Genomic DNA, 16,094 nt, shown 5'->3' with positions numbered 1-16,094 from the left:
GAGATTAATAGATGGATGAACTAGTTGGCTCTTGTGTTCGCTGTGCACGTGATGTATATTGTACGGCTGGTTTCCTGAACGGCATACTGTTAGATAACAAGAAAATCTTATGTTTTAATTGTAAGGATATTTTAAATGCGATGACCGCAGAAGAAAGATTGGAGGAGGAAAATCAAAACTAGATATTTAAATAGGTCATGCCAAATTATTGGCATGACCTATTTTGCCCGATGAACGGTAAGATTGACCTTGTTGGTTTCACACATGAAGGTTGAGAGATGCACAGGTTGGTCGTTTGCATCGAAAGCAATCTTCACTATTCTAAATAAATTTGCGCCAATATCGCATTCTAAATATTTAGCATAGATTTTTGTAGCACCAATCACGTCGATAATTTTATCGTTACTGACTATTTCTGTATGGTAATCTTCCAAAAGGATCTTATAAGTTGATTCATCCCTTGCAATCTTCTTTTCTAAATCCGGAAAACGAAGTAACGAATAATGAGCGGTATCGTAGAAAAGCGGCCGCTCATCTACATACATGAGTCGCTCAAGTTCGAGAACGGGGCTTCCTTCTTCAATGAGGAGATGACCTGCAACTTCTTTTGGTGCGGCTATGACCTCACTTCGTAAAATCCGGGAATTCGGTATCTTCCCCAGCTGATGACTAAACTCTGAGAATCCACTTATGGATAACAACTCATTATGAAACTTATTAGATGCAACAAAGGTACCCCTGCGCGGAATACGTGTCAGTGTTCCTTCCTTCACCAATTCCTCTATTGCTTTTCGTATGGTAATGCGGCTAACGTTATAAGTTTCACAAAGCTCTGCTTCGGTTGGGATCTGTTCATCTGGTTTGTATTTACCGTTCTGAATATCATTCTTCAACATTTGCCTTATTTGCATATATAGTGGCTGGGGGGTTGAAGGATTTAAATTCATATTAGATTCATCCTTATCCGTCAAATTTTATTATTTATTACCTATTATACATTATTTACAGTCCCAGTCACCACGCACCGAAATAGCTAATTGTTTTCGCAGCAGACTCTGTGCCCAATTCTAAACAATTGCCGATGGAATGGCCTTTCAATATTCCATAAATAAAACCGGAAATGAAGGAGTCCCCCGCCCCCATCGTATCCACCACATTCGCTTCAACGACACCGCATTGATAAAATTGAATGCCGTCATAGGCAAGTGAACCATTTTCACCTAAAGTGGCGACCGCAATTTTAGGTCCTTGATTTTTTACATCCTTTAAAAATTTGCGGATAAAAGCATCGTCCTTCGTATAAGAGAAAAAAGGATAATCAATAAACTGCGGTAAAGTCTTCACTAAATCGTGATCTAGCTGATCTGAGAAATCAAAAGACGTGAGCATTCCTTTTTCTTTAAAAAAGGAATAGTACTTATCCGCATGTCCCCAAATCCCTGAATGTATAAGCTGATATGTTTGAATGTAATGGAGTTCTTCCGTCGTTAAACAGAAATGTTCCATGACACCTTCGTCGTATTCTCCAAACCTGCGGTCATTTCCTACCATTTCAACAAAAGTAACAGCTGTTTTTCCTTCTTTCCGCGAAAGATGGGAAATATCAACACCTTTTTCCTGAATCGCTTTAACCATCTTTTCACTGTATTGATCGGAGCCCACCCAGCCAATATAAGCAGATTCAGCACCTAACCCTTTTAAATAGACAGCCACATTTAAAGGATTACCGCCAGGATAGACCTCCCCGCTCTTTTGATAAACATCCATACAGTTATCTCCGACTGTAACCGTTCTCATCATTTTCCCCCGCTTTCTTTAAAATTAAGAGCACTACTAAGTAGTGCTCCACATATCTTAATATTCCATTTGGCGATAGTATCTTCTAAGTGTTAATGGATGATTTCTTTCACGCTCAAGGTAAACGCTGATTCGACTTAATACCGACCAGTTAATACTAACAGAAAAGTGCTTTCTGAATTCTTCGCTGATACCGTCCATTTCAAAGCTTTTGGTATCAATAACCGTTAAATTTTTCGAGATATTTTCTACAAATCTCTCTACACGGTCCATCAGCGGTCTAGTTTCATCTTCTCCTTTTAGTAAAATAACACTTGTATCTTCTACAACAAGTTCAAGCGTACCATGGAAAAACTCTGCCGCGTGGATGGATTTCGCCTGGATCCATTGCATCTCCTCTAAAATGCACATGGCATATGAATAAGTGTTTCCCCATAGGTTACCAGAACCGACCATCATGTGGTAATCCGTGTCTTTATGCGCAATGGCAAATTCCTCTGCTTTTTTGTCAAAAGATTTAACGGCATCTAGAATTGCACGCGGAAGTAGAGAAACCTCCTTCGTGAATTGTTCATATTGCGGGAATTCATTGTTGTTATGCATGAAACGGAAGACGACCATGTACAAAAGCATAAAGAAAGTATCAAAAGAGTGCGTTTCAGAACCTGTCGTTATACAGTAATCCGCAATTTGTGTTAACGGAGTATTTGGCTCTGCAACTAAAGCTATTGTAGTAGCGCCTTTTTCTTTACAATATTCAGCCGCTGCAACTGTTTCTTGAGTAGTCCCGGATACAGATGTAAAAATACAGACTGAATCTTTGCTGAAATGCTTATGATTCATCACCATGAACTCAGCAGCAATTTCTGCATGGACATCGATGGTAGAATTTGACTTTAAAATGTATTCATACGGATACATCATGGCTATGGTGCCACCAGCGCCGATCAGAAAAATATTGCTGTAGCCCCTTTTGGTGATTCCATCTACGATTTCTTCGATCTGGCCTCTAAAAGCAAGGCCCTCTTTTTCTACAAGATTTAGAAATAACTCTTCATCAAACTTTAGCATCAACAGCTTCCTCCCATATCCCTATTTATTTGTTATGTCTTGTATTATATCTAAACATAATAATTTGTACAATTGTTTTATTTTAAATTTTAGTGCGTTTGTCAAAAGAAGGTCCAACTTCCCTTAACATTCTGTTAAGCCACGATATCGCTGTCGTTATTTTTCTTGGATCCATATTTCCTTTCCCAATAATAGTAAACCGGCAGACCTGTTGCGATGACGATCAATGCTGCAATCACTCCTTGGATAGGCGCCCAAGTAAAAGTTCCCCAAGCCAGCCATGATGCTCCAAGAATAGCTAACACCGTCGTTAATCTCCACATTGGCATACGATAGATTGGGTTATAATCATCCCTTTTACGACATTTATAAACAGCGGCAAAGTCCATAATGTTAATAACCAATTGAATCAGTGTGAAATAGCCAAGTAACACTGTTAAATTACTGAAGCACACAAGAATACATGCATACGTAACCTGAACGATGATGGAGAAGCTTGGAGTTTCATATTTAGGATGGACCTTCGCAAATCGTTGAAAGAATAGTCCGTCCTTTGCCATTGCATACTCAAGGCGGGGCTGAAACATTATGCAAGAGCTCAACGAACCCAAGATAACAATAATCGCTGTAATGGCCACAAATGATGATGCAATATCCGATAATCCCGGAATATATTTTACAGCTTCTGAAACAGCCGCATTGGAGTTGATTAATTCTTCAAATGGCATCAAGCCGATGACACAAATGGCTAGCAGCGTATATAAAGCCAACACGATGAATACCGAACTAATAAGAGCTCGGGGAAGTATTTTCCCTGGATTTTTGAACTCCCCAGCCATGAAGCAAATCGCAGCCATTCCCGTATATGCCCATGTGGTTGCAGATACACCGCCTATTAAACTTGACTTTTGAGCACCAGGCGCTGGAGTATAAGCAAAGTTTTCAGGGTTCATATACATTATTCCAAGCACAATGACGATCAGGAAAGGAATGATCTTGATAGCCGTGATAATGACCTGGAAAAGACCTCCTTCTTTTACACTTCGATAATGAATCGATGTGATTAGCAGGATGATTGCAATACCCAATAATTTTCCGGCAACTCCCGAGAAAAATGGGAAAAAGGTTGCTAAATAAGAAACAATCGCTAAAGCCATTATCGATATGGATGGAGGATCCAACGCCCAGAAAGTGGCCCATCCATATAAAAATGCCATAGGCCTCCACCCAGCTTTATTTAAATAAACGTAACCGCTTCCATTTTGGGGGTATGCGGTCGATAACTCGGCCAGCACCATTACTTGAGGTATGGCAATCACCCCGCCTATTATCCAGGCTAGAATAGAAATGGAAGGAGTACCCGCAGCCCTTGCAACATCACCAGATGAGACAAAAATACCCGATCCTATAGTAGTTCCAACAGCAATAGCTAGAGCAGACCAAAAACCCAGTTTTCGTGTAAGTGTGCCATTACTCATAAAGAGTTCCTCCAAATTAGATGATTAAATTCCCAATTCCCTTACTTTTTCAATAGATTTCATAATTGCATCGCTTGGATTTTGATAATAATTTGATCCCATAATCTCTAGAGTACAACTTCCTTTGTAACCATGGCTTTTAAGACTCGTTAAATATTCTCTCCAATTTAAAACACCATCATCTAGTGCCAAATGCGTATCTGATTGACCATCTCCATCGATTAGGTGAAAATGGCTTAATTCGGGAAGGAAGGAAAAGTACTCATCAGGTGTTTCACCTGCCAGTTGCATGGAAACTGTATCTATCATTCCTTTTAGCGAAGGAGATTGGATTTCCTCTAACATTTTCTTTAACCCCTTAGAGTCAATTACCAGATTGGATTCATATTTTGTCAATGGCTCTAAAGCAAGAATCAAACCTTCCTTCTCAGCTACTTTGGTTAATTGAAAGATTGAGTCACTTGCATACTTCCATGATTCCTCTTGTGAAACAGAAAAGTCCCCTATTCCAGAAGTGATAAGCATCATGTTTGTGTCTAACTCCAGCGCGGCGTAAAGATTCTCCATAAAATATTCAATGCTTTTTTTTCGCCAATGAGCATCCGAGGATGCAATGTTATAAGGATAAATACATTGTTCTGGAGTATAGCAGATGATTTTCATATTTCTAGATTTAAGTTCCCTTCTCAAACTCCTTATATTTCCTAGTATGTTGCGATAAACATACAAATGCGGCTCCCCACCCCATAATTCAATGCTTTTAATCTCAAGTTTATCCATGCATTCCAAAAAATGATGAAAAGGGAAATGCCTAAAAGTGATATTCATCCCTGCAATATTCAATTCTTTCACCCCCTCAAAATGACTTTTTATTTGTTATGTTTTGTATTATAATTAACCAATACATTGTTTGCAATGATTATTTTGAATATTTAAAAAAATAATCATTTGGAAAATGCGGAAAAGTCGTGATTTTATTGTTCATCACACCTTTTTATAAATTAACTATTTTTTAGTGACTACGAATGATAGAATGTTAAAGTATTTATACCTAGTGCAAAAATTTCTCTGGTACATTGTAAGTATTATGTTGGTGATTATTGTTTGAAATATGATATACCTGTAGAATGGATGTTAGCCTGGGGGATTTCCATGAGAATGTATCCTGAAATATTGTCAAGTTAGTGGTTAATAAAGAATAAACACCTCAAAAAAAGCGTAAATTGAGATGAATCTCCTTAAATAGTGTATTTTATTGGAAAATATAGGTTAGTTTACACTAATACTTCGTGAGACGAATTAGTTTCTTTAAAAATAGCAGACAGTACAATTTGTACTATCCTAGCGGAAAGGACGTGCCATAATAATGAATCACGAAAAAACAGCCATCACTAAAATTCGTACAGGCCCCATGTTTGCGGTGATGCTGGCTGGTGCTCTAGTCGCTTTCTTAAATCAGACCTTAATCAATATCGCATTGCCTCAATTAATGACTCATTTTGACATATCAGCTGCAACAGCTAATTGGCTTACTACAATCTTCTTATTGGTCAATGGGATTGTCATCCCGATTACCGCTTTCTTAATGGAACGATTCAATACAAGACAATTATATCTTGCTTCGATGGGACTCTTTGCATTAGGAACATTTTTATGTGGAATTGCCCCCAGCTTCTCCGTCTTATTGATCGGACGTGTGGTTCAAGCTGCAGGTGCGGGGATTTTGTTCCCGTTGATTACAAATGTAATTTTCACTTTATTTCCACCTAACAGACGCGGTTTTGCAATGGGCATATTTGGTATCGCGATGAATTTTGCCCCAGCTGTAGGACCGACATTATCAGGATGGATTATCCAAAACTATTCATGGCGGGTTCTGTTTTTTATCATTTTCCCATTCGCCCTGCTTGACTTCATCTTTGCCATTTTCATCATTAAAAAAGTAGGGAAAACCAGCCGGCCTAAACTCGATAAACTGGGTGTAATTCTATCCACTATCGGATTCGGCGGAGTTCTATATGGATTTGCTACAGGCGGCACCAAGGGCTGGGGCAGCCCTGAGGTACTGATGATGTTCCTTGTTGGAGGAATCAGTTTAGCTTTATTTGTCTGGAGGCAATTCACTGTATCTCATCCCATTTTGGAGTTTAGAATTTTCCGGTATCGGATGTTCACTTTAACGACAATCATCAACATCATCGCAACTATGGGTATGTTCTCCGGAATGATCATCATGCCAATCTATATGCAGAATATCCGTGGGTTTACTCCGATGGAATCCGGTCTCATGCTATTGCCTGGCGGGATTTTAATGGGGATCATGTCTCCTATCACCGGAAAGCTGTTTGACCGATTTGGTGCAAGATGGCTTGCGGTGAGCGGACTTGCCATCACTATCATTACAACGTACCTTTTAACGCGGCTTGAAACAGATACGTCCTATTCTTATGTGGTATGGGTATATACGATTAGAATGTTCGGAATGTCGATACTGATGATGCCTATCTTCACAGCTGGATTAAATGAATTGGCACTTAGCCTAAACAAATATGGAACAGCAATGGTCAATACATTGAGAATGGTAGCAGGCGCTGTTGGCATGGCATTCTTTGTGTCCATCATGACAAACCAGGGAACGAAACATGTACAGGAAATCTTATCTCAAAGGAATATATCACCAGATAATACATCACAAATGGCGATGGCCATTAAACAAGGCAGCGTAATGGGAGTGGATGATGCATTCATGATCGCAACAGGTTTGACCATAGTTGCATTCATACTTGCCTTTTATATTCGGCAAACATCACCACAAGAAGATACCATTACAAATCGCCTATCAAAAAAAAGCTTTTAATAATCAAGGCTAAATCAACCTATTTTCCAAGGTAAAAAAATTCTTATATTATTAAACTGACTTGCCCCATGAAGACATATAAATGCAAAAAAAAGAGACACTTTTTAAGAGTGTCTCTTTTTTTGCCCAAATTACTTCCTGGCCTCCAGGAGACGGCCTTTATTATGACCCAGTGTAATCCCATGTCTCTTCAGAATATCTTCTGAAGAACAAAGCCAACAATTCACAAATTGCACCGGTACTTTAAATATGCTGAGTATATATTTACATTCCTCTCATATATTTTAAGATAATGATTTGGACAAGGGGAATGTATTAATGAAAAAGTTAGTTACTCTGCTTTTTTCAAGTTTTTGCATTGGAATTGGTATTAACCTGTTTATCGTTCCCATTCATCTAATAAATGGCGGGATATTTGGAATAAGTTTGTTAATCAAATATGTGTGGGGAATCCAGGTTGGACATACCATGATTATGATCAATATTCCCATATACCTTCTATCTCTTCTATACGATAAATCTTATTTCTTTAATGCCATCCTTGGGTTAGCTTTTACATCAACCATTATCGATTGGTTAACACCACTAAACGGTTTGGTTCATCTACCGATCATAACAAGTGCCATTATCGGTGGAATGACGATTGGGATTGGTGTCGGTTTTATGCTGAGACAACATATTAGCCCCGGTGGAGTGGATTTACTAGCACTATTAATCTCTAAAGCTACAGCAACTAATCCTGGAATTATTATTTTTATCATTGATTCTCTCATAGTAATTGCCGGAATTATTATATTGAAAGACTTAAAGTTAATGTATTCCCTCATCACGATTTCCTGTGTCGGGTTATGCGTCATTTTAATCAATTCTTTTAAATCAATAAACTTTTTTATAAGATAAAGCCATACCTGCATGTGTCAAATACAGTGTTGGCAATGTTCACTATACATATCCACCAACACCTCAGGAATAAAAGCAGCAAAGCTAATCATGGAATATTCTAGAAATTTTTTATCGAAATGCAGTGGTTAAAGAAGCCACTGCCTTTTACATTAAAGAAAACTCCAAAATCACCTTCAAGCAGTAGACTTTTGGAATAGAACAATTGGGCAAACGATAATCTTAATTCATGATTTTGTGATCAACTCTTTCTTAAGGATGTAAAGATCAAACGGAGGAAATCCTCTCTAAAATTAAGAAATTTGCTGCACTCCTGCCGTAAAACTGGCTAGCCGAGTACCGTAGACGCTTGCTTTGATGCGGCTTGGCAGACAGTCGCACGTTTACTCGGATTTCGTGCTACACTGGTGATTTCGCGCCGTTTACTTGTGAATTTTGCTGTTTTACTCGTGAGTTTTGCTGTTTTACTCGTGAGTTTTGGCTCTTTACTCGTGATTTCGCGCCGTTTACTCGTGAATTCAGCATATTCACTCTTGATATTACCGTTGATGTTAATAATTTGTTACAGAAAGCATTAATAAAAGGAATGTGGAATATGATTAGAATGTCAATCTAAGGGAGGGAATGAGAATAGATGAAAAAAACAAAAATTATATATTGGATTTTCACAGGGCTTTTAGTGGCACTAATGGTTTTGGGTTCTATCCCGGATATAATGTCTGTTCCCGATGCAGTCGACTTATTTAATCATTTAGGTTATCCTACCTACCTCCTACCCTTTATTGGAATTGCCAAATTATTAGGTGTCGTGGCAATACTTATTCCTGGCTTTCCGAGAATCAAGGAATGGGCTTATGCAGGTTTTGTATTTGATTTGACGGGTGCTATGTATTCAAGCATATCAGTGGGCGATCCTGCCAGTGGATGGCTGCTTTTCATTATCGGATATATTTTGATAGCCGGCTCTTATATTTATCATCATAAAATATTAAAATCCGCTTCAGTGAGTAATAAGGATAACCTAACAATATAAATAAATTAGCAATGAAAAAACATCGATATCGGTGTTTTTTCATTTGGTTATAGTGACTTTCACCTTCGTTTTCTTTTCAAAATAGAAATTAAAAGAGTCCCAATAGGTTTCCTTATTGGGACTCTTGTTTTTAGAAATTAGATGATTAACTTACTGTTTTTGAAGTCAAATAAGCGACAAGTATATAGCGTTCAGGTGCTGACCCGATATAATCAAAGGGGTAACAGGTACTGACGGTTAGCGTTGCCCGTGGCTTTGGTACGATTACGGTTCGATCATCCTCATCCACAATTCGAACTTTTTTGATTTTGTATGTGAACTCTCCTGCCGATGTTGTTACTATCAACAAATCTCCTTCGCCAACTTGCCCGAGTTTACGGAATACCGTATCTCTATGACCGGAAAGAACGGAATTGTCATTTTCACCAGGTAACACACTTCCTGCAAAGTGACCAACGCCTTTTTCCAATTCATCCTCGTTTGTGCCATGGAAAATAGGGAGTTTTGTTTTTAGTTTGGGTATATACAATTCCCCGATTTCTTCACCCGTTTCAGGGCGGACAGGATATAGCTCTTTCTTTGTTGTTTTATTACTTGCTGGTTTATCACTTGGTGTTTTCTGTACTGTTTCATTTACTTGACTACTTGGAGCATGAGTCTTGTAAAGAAAGTAGCCTTTTGCAAACTTATACATATTGGATGTGGAAAACCAAATCCCAAATAAAATGATGGCAATTGTACAAGAAAGCAGCAGCAGCCGCTTTTTCTTTAATTGTTTCATATTAAGCTTTCCTAATTTTTCGATACATCAAGCTTCCGATCAAGACAAGAAATAATCCTAAAAGGGCGCTAGGTAAATAATCGGAAGCGGTATTTGGCAGTTTAGCCCCTTTTACGGTTTGTTGTTCTGAAGTAGTATTGGTACTGATCTTTTGTTTTACTGGTTTAGCAATTGGTGCCTTTTCAATGGTTTTTTGCACCTCTTTTGCAGATTCCTTTATTTGCCCGCCTGCATTGGTAAGAGTATCAGAATCGACCATTTCACCTGTTATTAAAAGATCAGCCAAGAACTTCCCATCAGTATTATATATCATTATTTTCAGGTTAGCACCCTTCAATTCTTCCAATTTCATTAAATCTAAAAGGGATACAGGCGATTCCGAGCCACTTTTCACAAGGGAATAGGAAACATTAAGCTTAAAGATGGAAAGTAACTCTTCATAGATTGAGGCCATTTCAGCTATCTGTTCAGCTGTAAGCTCGGTTGCTACATCAAATTCCTCGAAAGCCATCATGCGGTTGCCCAATTCTTCAAGTTGCTTGACTGTTTCCGGGTTGGAAAGATGGTCTTCCAAAGACATCAAATGGTCTTCAAGCCGCTCTAATTCCTCTTCCGTTAGACCGAGTTCCTGCTCGAAAATAGGAAGAAGGTCTTCGGCAACTTCGCCATCAATCCCGCCACCAGTAAGGTTCCAAACAGTTTCTTCAAGATTATCTATGTATATATAATCGTTAATATTTTCACCATTTTCTTCTAACATTTGAAGCAAGGCTTGTTTATCCAATCCATAATTCTCATTAAAATAGTCTAAGTTGCTTAGATCTGCCTTTATGACGTCACCTAGGAATTCGCTAAGCTCTTCGACAGATTCAAATTCTTCCAGGCTAAAATCATAGAGTTCCAATGACGCTTCGATATCTTCCTTTGTTACTTGGAAGCCTCTTTCCTTGCTAACCTTGGCTAAATAATTGACTAATTCTTTGTCAAAGTTCGGATCGCGTTCAAAATCGCCCTCTTCTGTATAGAAATAAACAGCTTCATCGAGGTCCCAGATAAAGATATAATCGTCTAGTTCTTCACCATTTTCGTGTAATAGATTAATCAGGCTCTCATTGGTTAGATTATAATCATCATAGATGGCATCTAGATTACTTAAATCTGCCTTAATGACTTCGCCCAAGGCTTCTTTAAGATCACCAATAGATTCAAAGTTTTTAATACTTTCGTCGTAAAAAGAAAGAGATGTTTCAATATCATCCTTTGTCACTTGAAAACCCCTGACAAGGCTTACCTCTTTTAAATACTTTGTAAGGTCCTGCTCAAAATTTTTGCTTGGTGCTGCCGATGCTAATTGCGGGAATAAGCTAATTAACAACGTAAATGAAACTAAAATCGTCCACAGTTTTTTCATACTTTTCTCCTATTCATAACATTTCATATGTTTCTAGAAAATTATAAGGTAATAACAATAATTTAACAATGAAGTTATTTTTTCCACTAACGGGAAATTGCTATTTTACTTACTTTGTAAACTAGCTTTTGCAGCATTTATTTCATATAAAGACGTATTTCTTCCTATTAATATATCGATTACAACAACCCCTCCCCTTGTGTCTCCGGATAAAAAATTATAAATATTGTATTCCTACTAAATTTAACTAAAGCGAAAAATTAACAACAAATTGACCTCCGGACTATCCATCTATTCAGCCATCAATTTTGCCAAATCAAGTAAAGTAATCAGTCTAAAAGTATCGGAATTCATATCCTATAAATATGCACTTAGACATAGCGAAAAAAAGAGATAATCCATCTTCATGCTCCCTCTTCTACAACATGATGCAACTCCCCATTTCCTGTAAGTGTATCCTTCTAACTTATAAAAGTTATCTTCGATTACACTTTTTCAAACAAAAAAAGAGACTGTAAATGACAATCTCAAGTGATGTATGTTTAAAAGAAAATGAAAAGCTATTTATTGACGTGTTTCTTCTATATATATTGATATTTTTTACCAAAAATCCAAAGATGAACCTAGACCCAAAAGTCAAACCCATCTGCCGAAACTCTTAAAATTTTTTAGTAGTATCCATGCGATCTAACGACATCTGATACCCACCATTACTCCCATAATTCAAAAGTTTATTAACTCTTGAAATTGTAGCTGAAGCGGCACCGGTTTCTGCCTCGATTCCTTCATATGTAAAGCCATCCCGAAGCATTCTGGCAACTTCTAGTCTTTGGGTAAAAGCTTTTATTTCATTCATTGTGCACAAATCATCAAAAAAAGCCATACACTCTTCTTGTGTCCGTAAAGAAAGGATAGCCTTTAATAATTGTTGTATGTTTTTTTCAGACAATTTACTTTTGTACATAATTGACCTCCAATAAAGTTTTCAAAATAATATTTATCTTCACATTGAGGATGCGCTCCTATTGCCTACCCATGCTAAAACGGGAACCAATTTCAACAGACTGACACTTTAATCACACTCGGAAGGAGGTATGAAATGCAATATATACCTTGCAACTCCCATGCAAATGGCCTTACATAAAAAAAGGTTCTTTTGCTTCTACCGTTTTATTAATAATTTAGCAGACTCGTCCAATCTTGCGGACAGCCTGCCTTCTCACTTTTAACGTACAAGTGCATTCTAATTATTTGAATGCTTTCTCTATTACGCTTATGTTCTCTTTCTTATATAGAGCGCCATTTTTGATATACTGTGATGCTCCCTCTTTTGCCTGTTCTATGTTTTCTGGTGTAAGTTTTCTGATGACCTTAGCGGGAACACCGGCTACTAAAACACCCGGTTCAATTATCTTTCCTTCTGGAACTAGAGCCCCAGCAGCGATTAGAGAGCCTTCTCCGATTACTGCTCCATTTAGAATTGTTGCGCCCATACCAATTAACGCGCCATCTTCTACAGTACAGCCATGTAGAACCACGTTATGTCCGACAGTAACATTTTCACCCACTTTAATTGGAAAACCTGGATCCACGTGAACTATTGCACCGTCTTGAATATTTGATCCTTTTCCTATCGTTATTTTCTCATTATCCCCTCTTAAAACGGCATTGAACCAAACGGACGTATCTTCCTTAAGTTCTATGTTTCCAATTAACTGTGCTCCTGGGGCTATATATGAGCTTGAATGTACATTGGGGAAGTGTCCTTTAAATTTATGAATCATTCTTCATTCCTCCTTTTGCGTTATGTTCATTATTCCATAATAAAACCAGAGGTACCTCTATTCGGAGCCTTTCTTTAACACCATCAATATAGTATAAGAATCTTAAATCTGGACCCTGCATACAACTGCCACGGTTCCTTCCCTTATTATGTCTCCACATTTACAGCTACCTTTGGATTGTCCTCCTTCTCTCCAATGATTTTGTTTAGAATTCATTTTTTAGAAAGAGATCGTCCCTGAAATCACTCCTACGATGATATAAATAAGCAATATCCCTAAAGACCATTTTGCTGCATATTTATGAAGATCACCTAGGCTGATACCCGTTATGTGAATCAATAAATAAACAGATGCTACGAGCGGACCCATGATACCAAAAGGAGTGCCGTACAATGCAGCTGTTCCCATTGATAAAGTATCAATGCCGTAAGTAGAAGCAGTTTCAGCCAGGACTGGCAAAATCCCAAAGTAGAATCCATCAGGACCAATTAAAAAGATGGCAGGTGCACTAACAACCGCTGTTATTAAAGCCAGATATGGACCAAGGTCTGTAGGGATAATTGAAACAATCGAATGTGCCATAGATTCAGAAATTGGAGTACCTTTGAAAATTCCCGAGAAAATCCCAGCAGCAAAAACCATCGCAACCACTGCTATTGCATTAGGTGCATGAGCGGCGACCCGATCTCGTTGATCATTTAAGACTGGATAATTAATGAGTAGTCCTAGTGCTGTACCAATGATAAAGAGTACGGCAGCAGGTAACCATTCAAGTACAATGGCAACCATGATAACTATTGATACAAGGAAATTGATCCAAATTAATTTGGGACGCTTAATGTTTGTGTTTTTTGGTGAGATATTTTCTATTGTAGCGCTTTCAATTGCAGCATCTATTATTCTAGCTTCAGGTATAGAATAAGATTCGGTATTTTCCTTTTTATATCTAGCTCTTTCTTTCAAACCGATAAAATAAGCAACGGTAATAACATATAGCAAACTTACAAGCATTCCAGGCAACATTTGAAGATATAATTCCGTTGGATTAAGGTTTAACACACTCGCTACGCGGCCAGCAGGTCCCCCCCACGGAACAAGTGTTGTGATACCAATTTGCATGATTGTAATGGAGGCCAATATGATAGGACTGATCCCCATTTTTTTATATAGAGGAAGAAAAGCCGTTACAACAATCATCATCGTCGTGGATCCATCACCATCAAATCCTATTATTCCCGCTAACACAGCAGTTCCTACGATAATCTTTAGTGGATCTCCGTTAGCTAACTTTATAATCTTTGAGGTTAATGGATCGAATAACCCTGTATCTACCATGACACCAAAATACAAAATGGCAAATAACAAAAGAATTGCGGTAGGCGCTACATTTTGAATACCTTCCATTATCAATGTCCCTAATTCTGGTCCAAATCCTCCGATTAAACCAAATATGATAGGTACAATCGTTAGGCCAATAAACGGAGATATACGTTTTGACATAATCAAAAATAAGAAGGTACAAATCATAGCAAATCCTAAAATAGATAACATAAACTTAGTTCCTCCCCAAGGTTCGTTATTGGTACCGCTTTCAAATATGCCTGGAAATTTACTGTAACCCTCTCTTTTTTTCTCAGGTCAGAAAAGAAGCATTATAACCCCCTTTTATCTTAAAGATTTTCATTCCCTGTTTACCTGTGTAAGCCGACAGCCAGGCATGACATGTTTTAAGGTTTAGCTAGCAAGAATAAAGTAAACTATTTTTGCTGATTCAATTTTTTTCCCCCAAGGACTTCTTCGTTATGTTGTCCTAGTTCAGGACCAATCCATTCAATGCTGCCTGGAGTTTCAGATAGTTTTGGTACAATTCCTGGAACTAGTACCTGCTCCCCATCCGGCAAAGTGACCGTCTGAAGCATATCACGTGCTTGATAATGTTCATCCCTTACAATATCTTCAATATTATAAATAGGCCCAACCGGCACACCAGCCTCATCTAATATTTTTTGCACTTCTTTTTGTGAGTGTTTCCTAGTCCACTCTTCAATGACTTGATCTAGATATTCTGCATTTTCAGCTCTGCCATTATTGGTTAAATAAGTCGGATTTTCCGCAAATTCTGGCCGTCCTATCGCATGCGCAAATCTTTTGAAAATACTATCGCTATTTGCCGCAATGACGATATATTTACCATCTGCACATATATAGGTATTTGAAGGAGCAATTCCTTCCAAGGTAGCACCTGTTCTTTCTTTTATTATTCCTTTTAAATCGTATTCTGGCAGCACGCCTTCCAGCAAAGAAAATACCGCTTCAGTTAGAGCGACATCCACATATTGTCCTCTTTTTAATGGATCGTTATCTCTCGCTCTTAATGCCATTAACGTACCATTCACTGCATATAAACCTGCTATAGAATCACCAACTGCTAAACCAACTCGAACTGGGGGACGATCAGGAAATCCTGTCAGGTACCGAAGGCCACCCATCGATTCCGCCACGCTGCCAAATCCTACTTTGTTTCGGTAAGGGCCTGTTTGGCCATAACCAGAAATCCTTGTCATAATGATACTTGGATTAATTTTATTAATGTCTTCATAGCCAATTCCCCATTTCTCCAACGTTCCTGGCCGGAAATTTTCAATAATTACATCCGCATCTTTTGCTAACTCCCGAACCATCTCCTGTCCCTCTTCTTCACGAAGGTTAAGAGTTATGGATTTTTTATTTCTTGCATGCACGTACCACCACAGGGACGTTCCGTTATGCATCACTCGCCAATTTCGTAAAGAATCCCCTTTATTGGGATCCTCAACCTTGATCACTTCAGCACCAAATTCACCAAAAATCTTCCCGGCAAACGGAGCTGCTACAAAGTTACCTAATTCTAAAACTTTAATACCCTCTAAAGGTTTTCTCATTGTATTCCCGCCCTTCAATTATTAACATATCCTACCTGTTTCTGAATTACCTTTTTTAATT

15 protein-coding genes are annotated in these 16,094 nt (G+C 38.1%); 4 read left to right on the top strand and 11 right to left on the bottom strand.

All coding sequences use genetic code 11. The annotated features are described in order from the left end of the window. Nucleotides 1–11 precede the first annotated feature (11 nt). Nucleotides 12–182 (top strand): hypothetical protein, encoded by a 171-nt coding sequence (locus LQ188_RS22290; RefSeq protein ID WP_202190529.1) that lies wholly within the window; start codon nt 12–14, stop codon nt 180–182. 36 nt (nt 183–218) lie between these two features. Here LQ188_RS22290 and LQ188_RS22285 read toward each other — a convergent pair whose 3' ends face one another. From LQ188_RS22285 to LQ188_RS22265, 5 genes are all read right to left on the bottom strand, one after another. After that, nucleotides 219–947, bottom strand: coding sequence for a GntR family transcriptional regulator (locus tag LQ188_RS22285; protein WP_230178317.1), 729 nt, complete (start codon nt 945–947; stop codon nt 219–221). A gap of 67 nt (nt 948–1,014) precedes the next feature. Further along, the gene (gene frlD / locus LQ188_RS22280; protein ID WP_230178315.1) at nt 1,015–1,797 is read right to left on the bottom strand and encodes a fructoselysine 6-kinase; all 783 of its coding nucleotides are present in this window, start codon (nt 1,795–1,797) and stop codon (nt 1,015–1,017) included. 57 nt (nt 1,798–1,854) lie between these two features. Then, complete coding sequence (locus LQ188_RS22275) at nt 1,855–2,868, bottom strand: SIS domain-containing protein (RefSeq protein ID WP_101221529.1); 1,014 nt, start codon at nt 2,866–2,868, stop codon at nt 1,855–1,857. A gap of 134 nt (nt 2,869–3,002) precedes the next feature. Next, on the bottom strand, nt 3,003–4,346 hold the full coding sequence (locus LQ188_RS22270; protein WP_101221528.1) for an amino acid permease: 1,344 nt from the start codon (nt 4,344–4,346) through the stop codon (nt 3,003–3,005). A gap of 24 nt (nt 4,347–4,370) precedes the next feature. After that, nucleotides 4,371–5,189, bottom strand: a complete 819-nt coding sequence (locus LQ188_RS22265; protein WP_230178313.1) for a TIM barrel protein — start codon at nt 5,187–5,189, stop codon at nt 4,371–4,373. A 523-nt stretch (nt 5,190–5,712) separates the two neighbouring features. Between LQ188_RS22265 and LQ188_RS22260 the strand changes: the two genes are divergently transcribed. The 3 genes from LQ188_RS22260 (at nt 5,713) to LQ188_RS22250 (ending at nt 9,136) form a co-directional block, all read left to right on the top strand. Beyond that, entirely contained in the window at nt 5,713–7,203 is a 1,491-nt protein-coding gene (locus LQ188_RS22260; protein WP_230178311.1) for a DHA2 family efflux MFS transporter permease subunit, read from the top strand. 318 nt (nt 7,204–7,521) lie between these two features. Further along, on the top strand, nt 7,522–8,103 hold the full coding sequence (locus tag LQ188_RS22255) for a YitT family protein (RefSeq protein ID WP_230178310.1): 582 nt from the start codon (nt 7,522–7,524) through the stop codon (nt 8,101–8,103). Between the two features lie 634 nt (nt 8,104–8,737). After that, entirely contained in the window at nt 8,738–9,136 is a 399-nt protein-coding gene (locus tag LQ188_RS22250; protein ID WP_101221524.1) for a DoxX family protein, read from the top strand. Nucleotides 9,137–9,281: 145 nt separating this feature from the next. Here LQ188_RS22250 and LQ188_RS22245 read toward each other — a convergent pair whose 3' ends face one another. The 6 genes from LQ188_RS22245 to LQ188_RS22220 all read right to left on the bottom strand — a co-directional run bounded on the left by LQ188_RS22245 (nt 9,282) and on the right by LQ188_RS22220 (nt 16,033). After that, nucleotides 9,282–9,917: a class D sortase gene (locus tag LQ188_RS22245; protein WP_230178309.1), complete on the bottom strand. Its 636-nt coding sequence runs from the start codon at nt 9,915–9,917 to the stop codon at nt 9,282–9,284. Between the two features lies 1 nt (nt 9,918). Continuing rightward, complete coding sequence (locus LQ188_RS22240; RefSeq protein ID WP_230178308.1) at nt 9,919–11,328, bottom strand: processed acidic surface protein; 1,410 nt, start codon at nt 11,326–11,328, stop codon at nt 9,919–9,921. A 658-nt stretch (nt 11,329–11,986) separates the two neighbouring features. After that, complete coding sequence (locus tag LQ188_RS22235) at nt 11,987–12,292, bottom strand: YerC/YecD family TrpR-related protein (protein WP_230178307.1); 306 nt, start codon at nt 12,290–12,292, stop codon at nt 11,987–11,989. A gap of 283 nt (nt 12,293–12,575) precedes the next feature. Beyond that, complete coding sequence (locus LQ188_RS22230) at nt 12,576–13,112, bottom strand: gamma carbonic anhydrase family protein (RefSeq protein WP_101221520.1); 537 nt, start codon at nt 13,110–13,112, stop codon at nt 12,576–12,578. Nucleotides 13,113–13,331: 219 nt separating this feature from the next. Next, the gene (locus LQ188_RS22225; protein ID WP_101221519.1) at nt 13,332–14,663 is read right to left on the bottom strand and encodes a citrate:proton symporter; all 1,332 of its coding nucleotides are present in this window, start codon (nt 14,661–14,663) and stop codon (nt 13,332–13,334) included. Nucleotides 14,664–14,869: 206 nt separating this feature from the next. Beyond that, a complete protein-coding gene (locus LQ188_RS22220) occupies nt 14,870–16,033 on the bottom strand; it encodes a CoA transferase (protein ID WP_101222210.1) in 1,164 nt (387 codons plus the stop codon). Between the last annotated feature and the right edge of the window lie 61 nt (nt 16,034–16,094).

Source organism: Peribacillus sp. Bi134 (genome assembly GCF_918698065.1).
In the GTDB taxonomy this organism is placed as follows: Bacteria; Bacillota; Bacilli; order Bacillales; family DSM-1321; genus Peribacillus.
The sequence above is the reverse complement of the archived record's forward strand: the minus strand, read 5'-3'. Positions and strand labels throughout refer to the sequence as shown.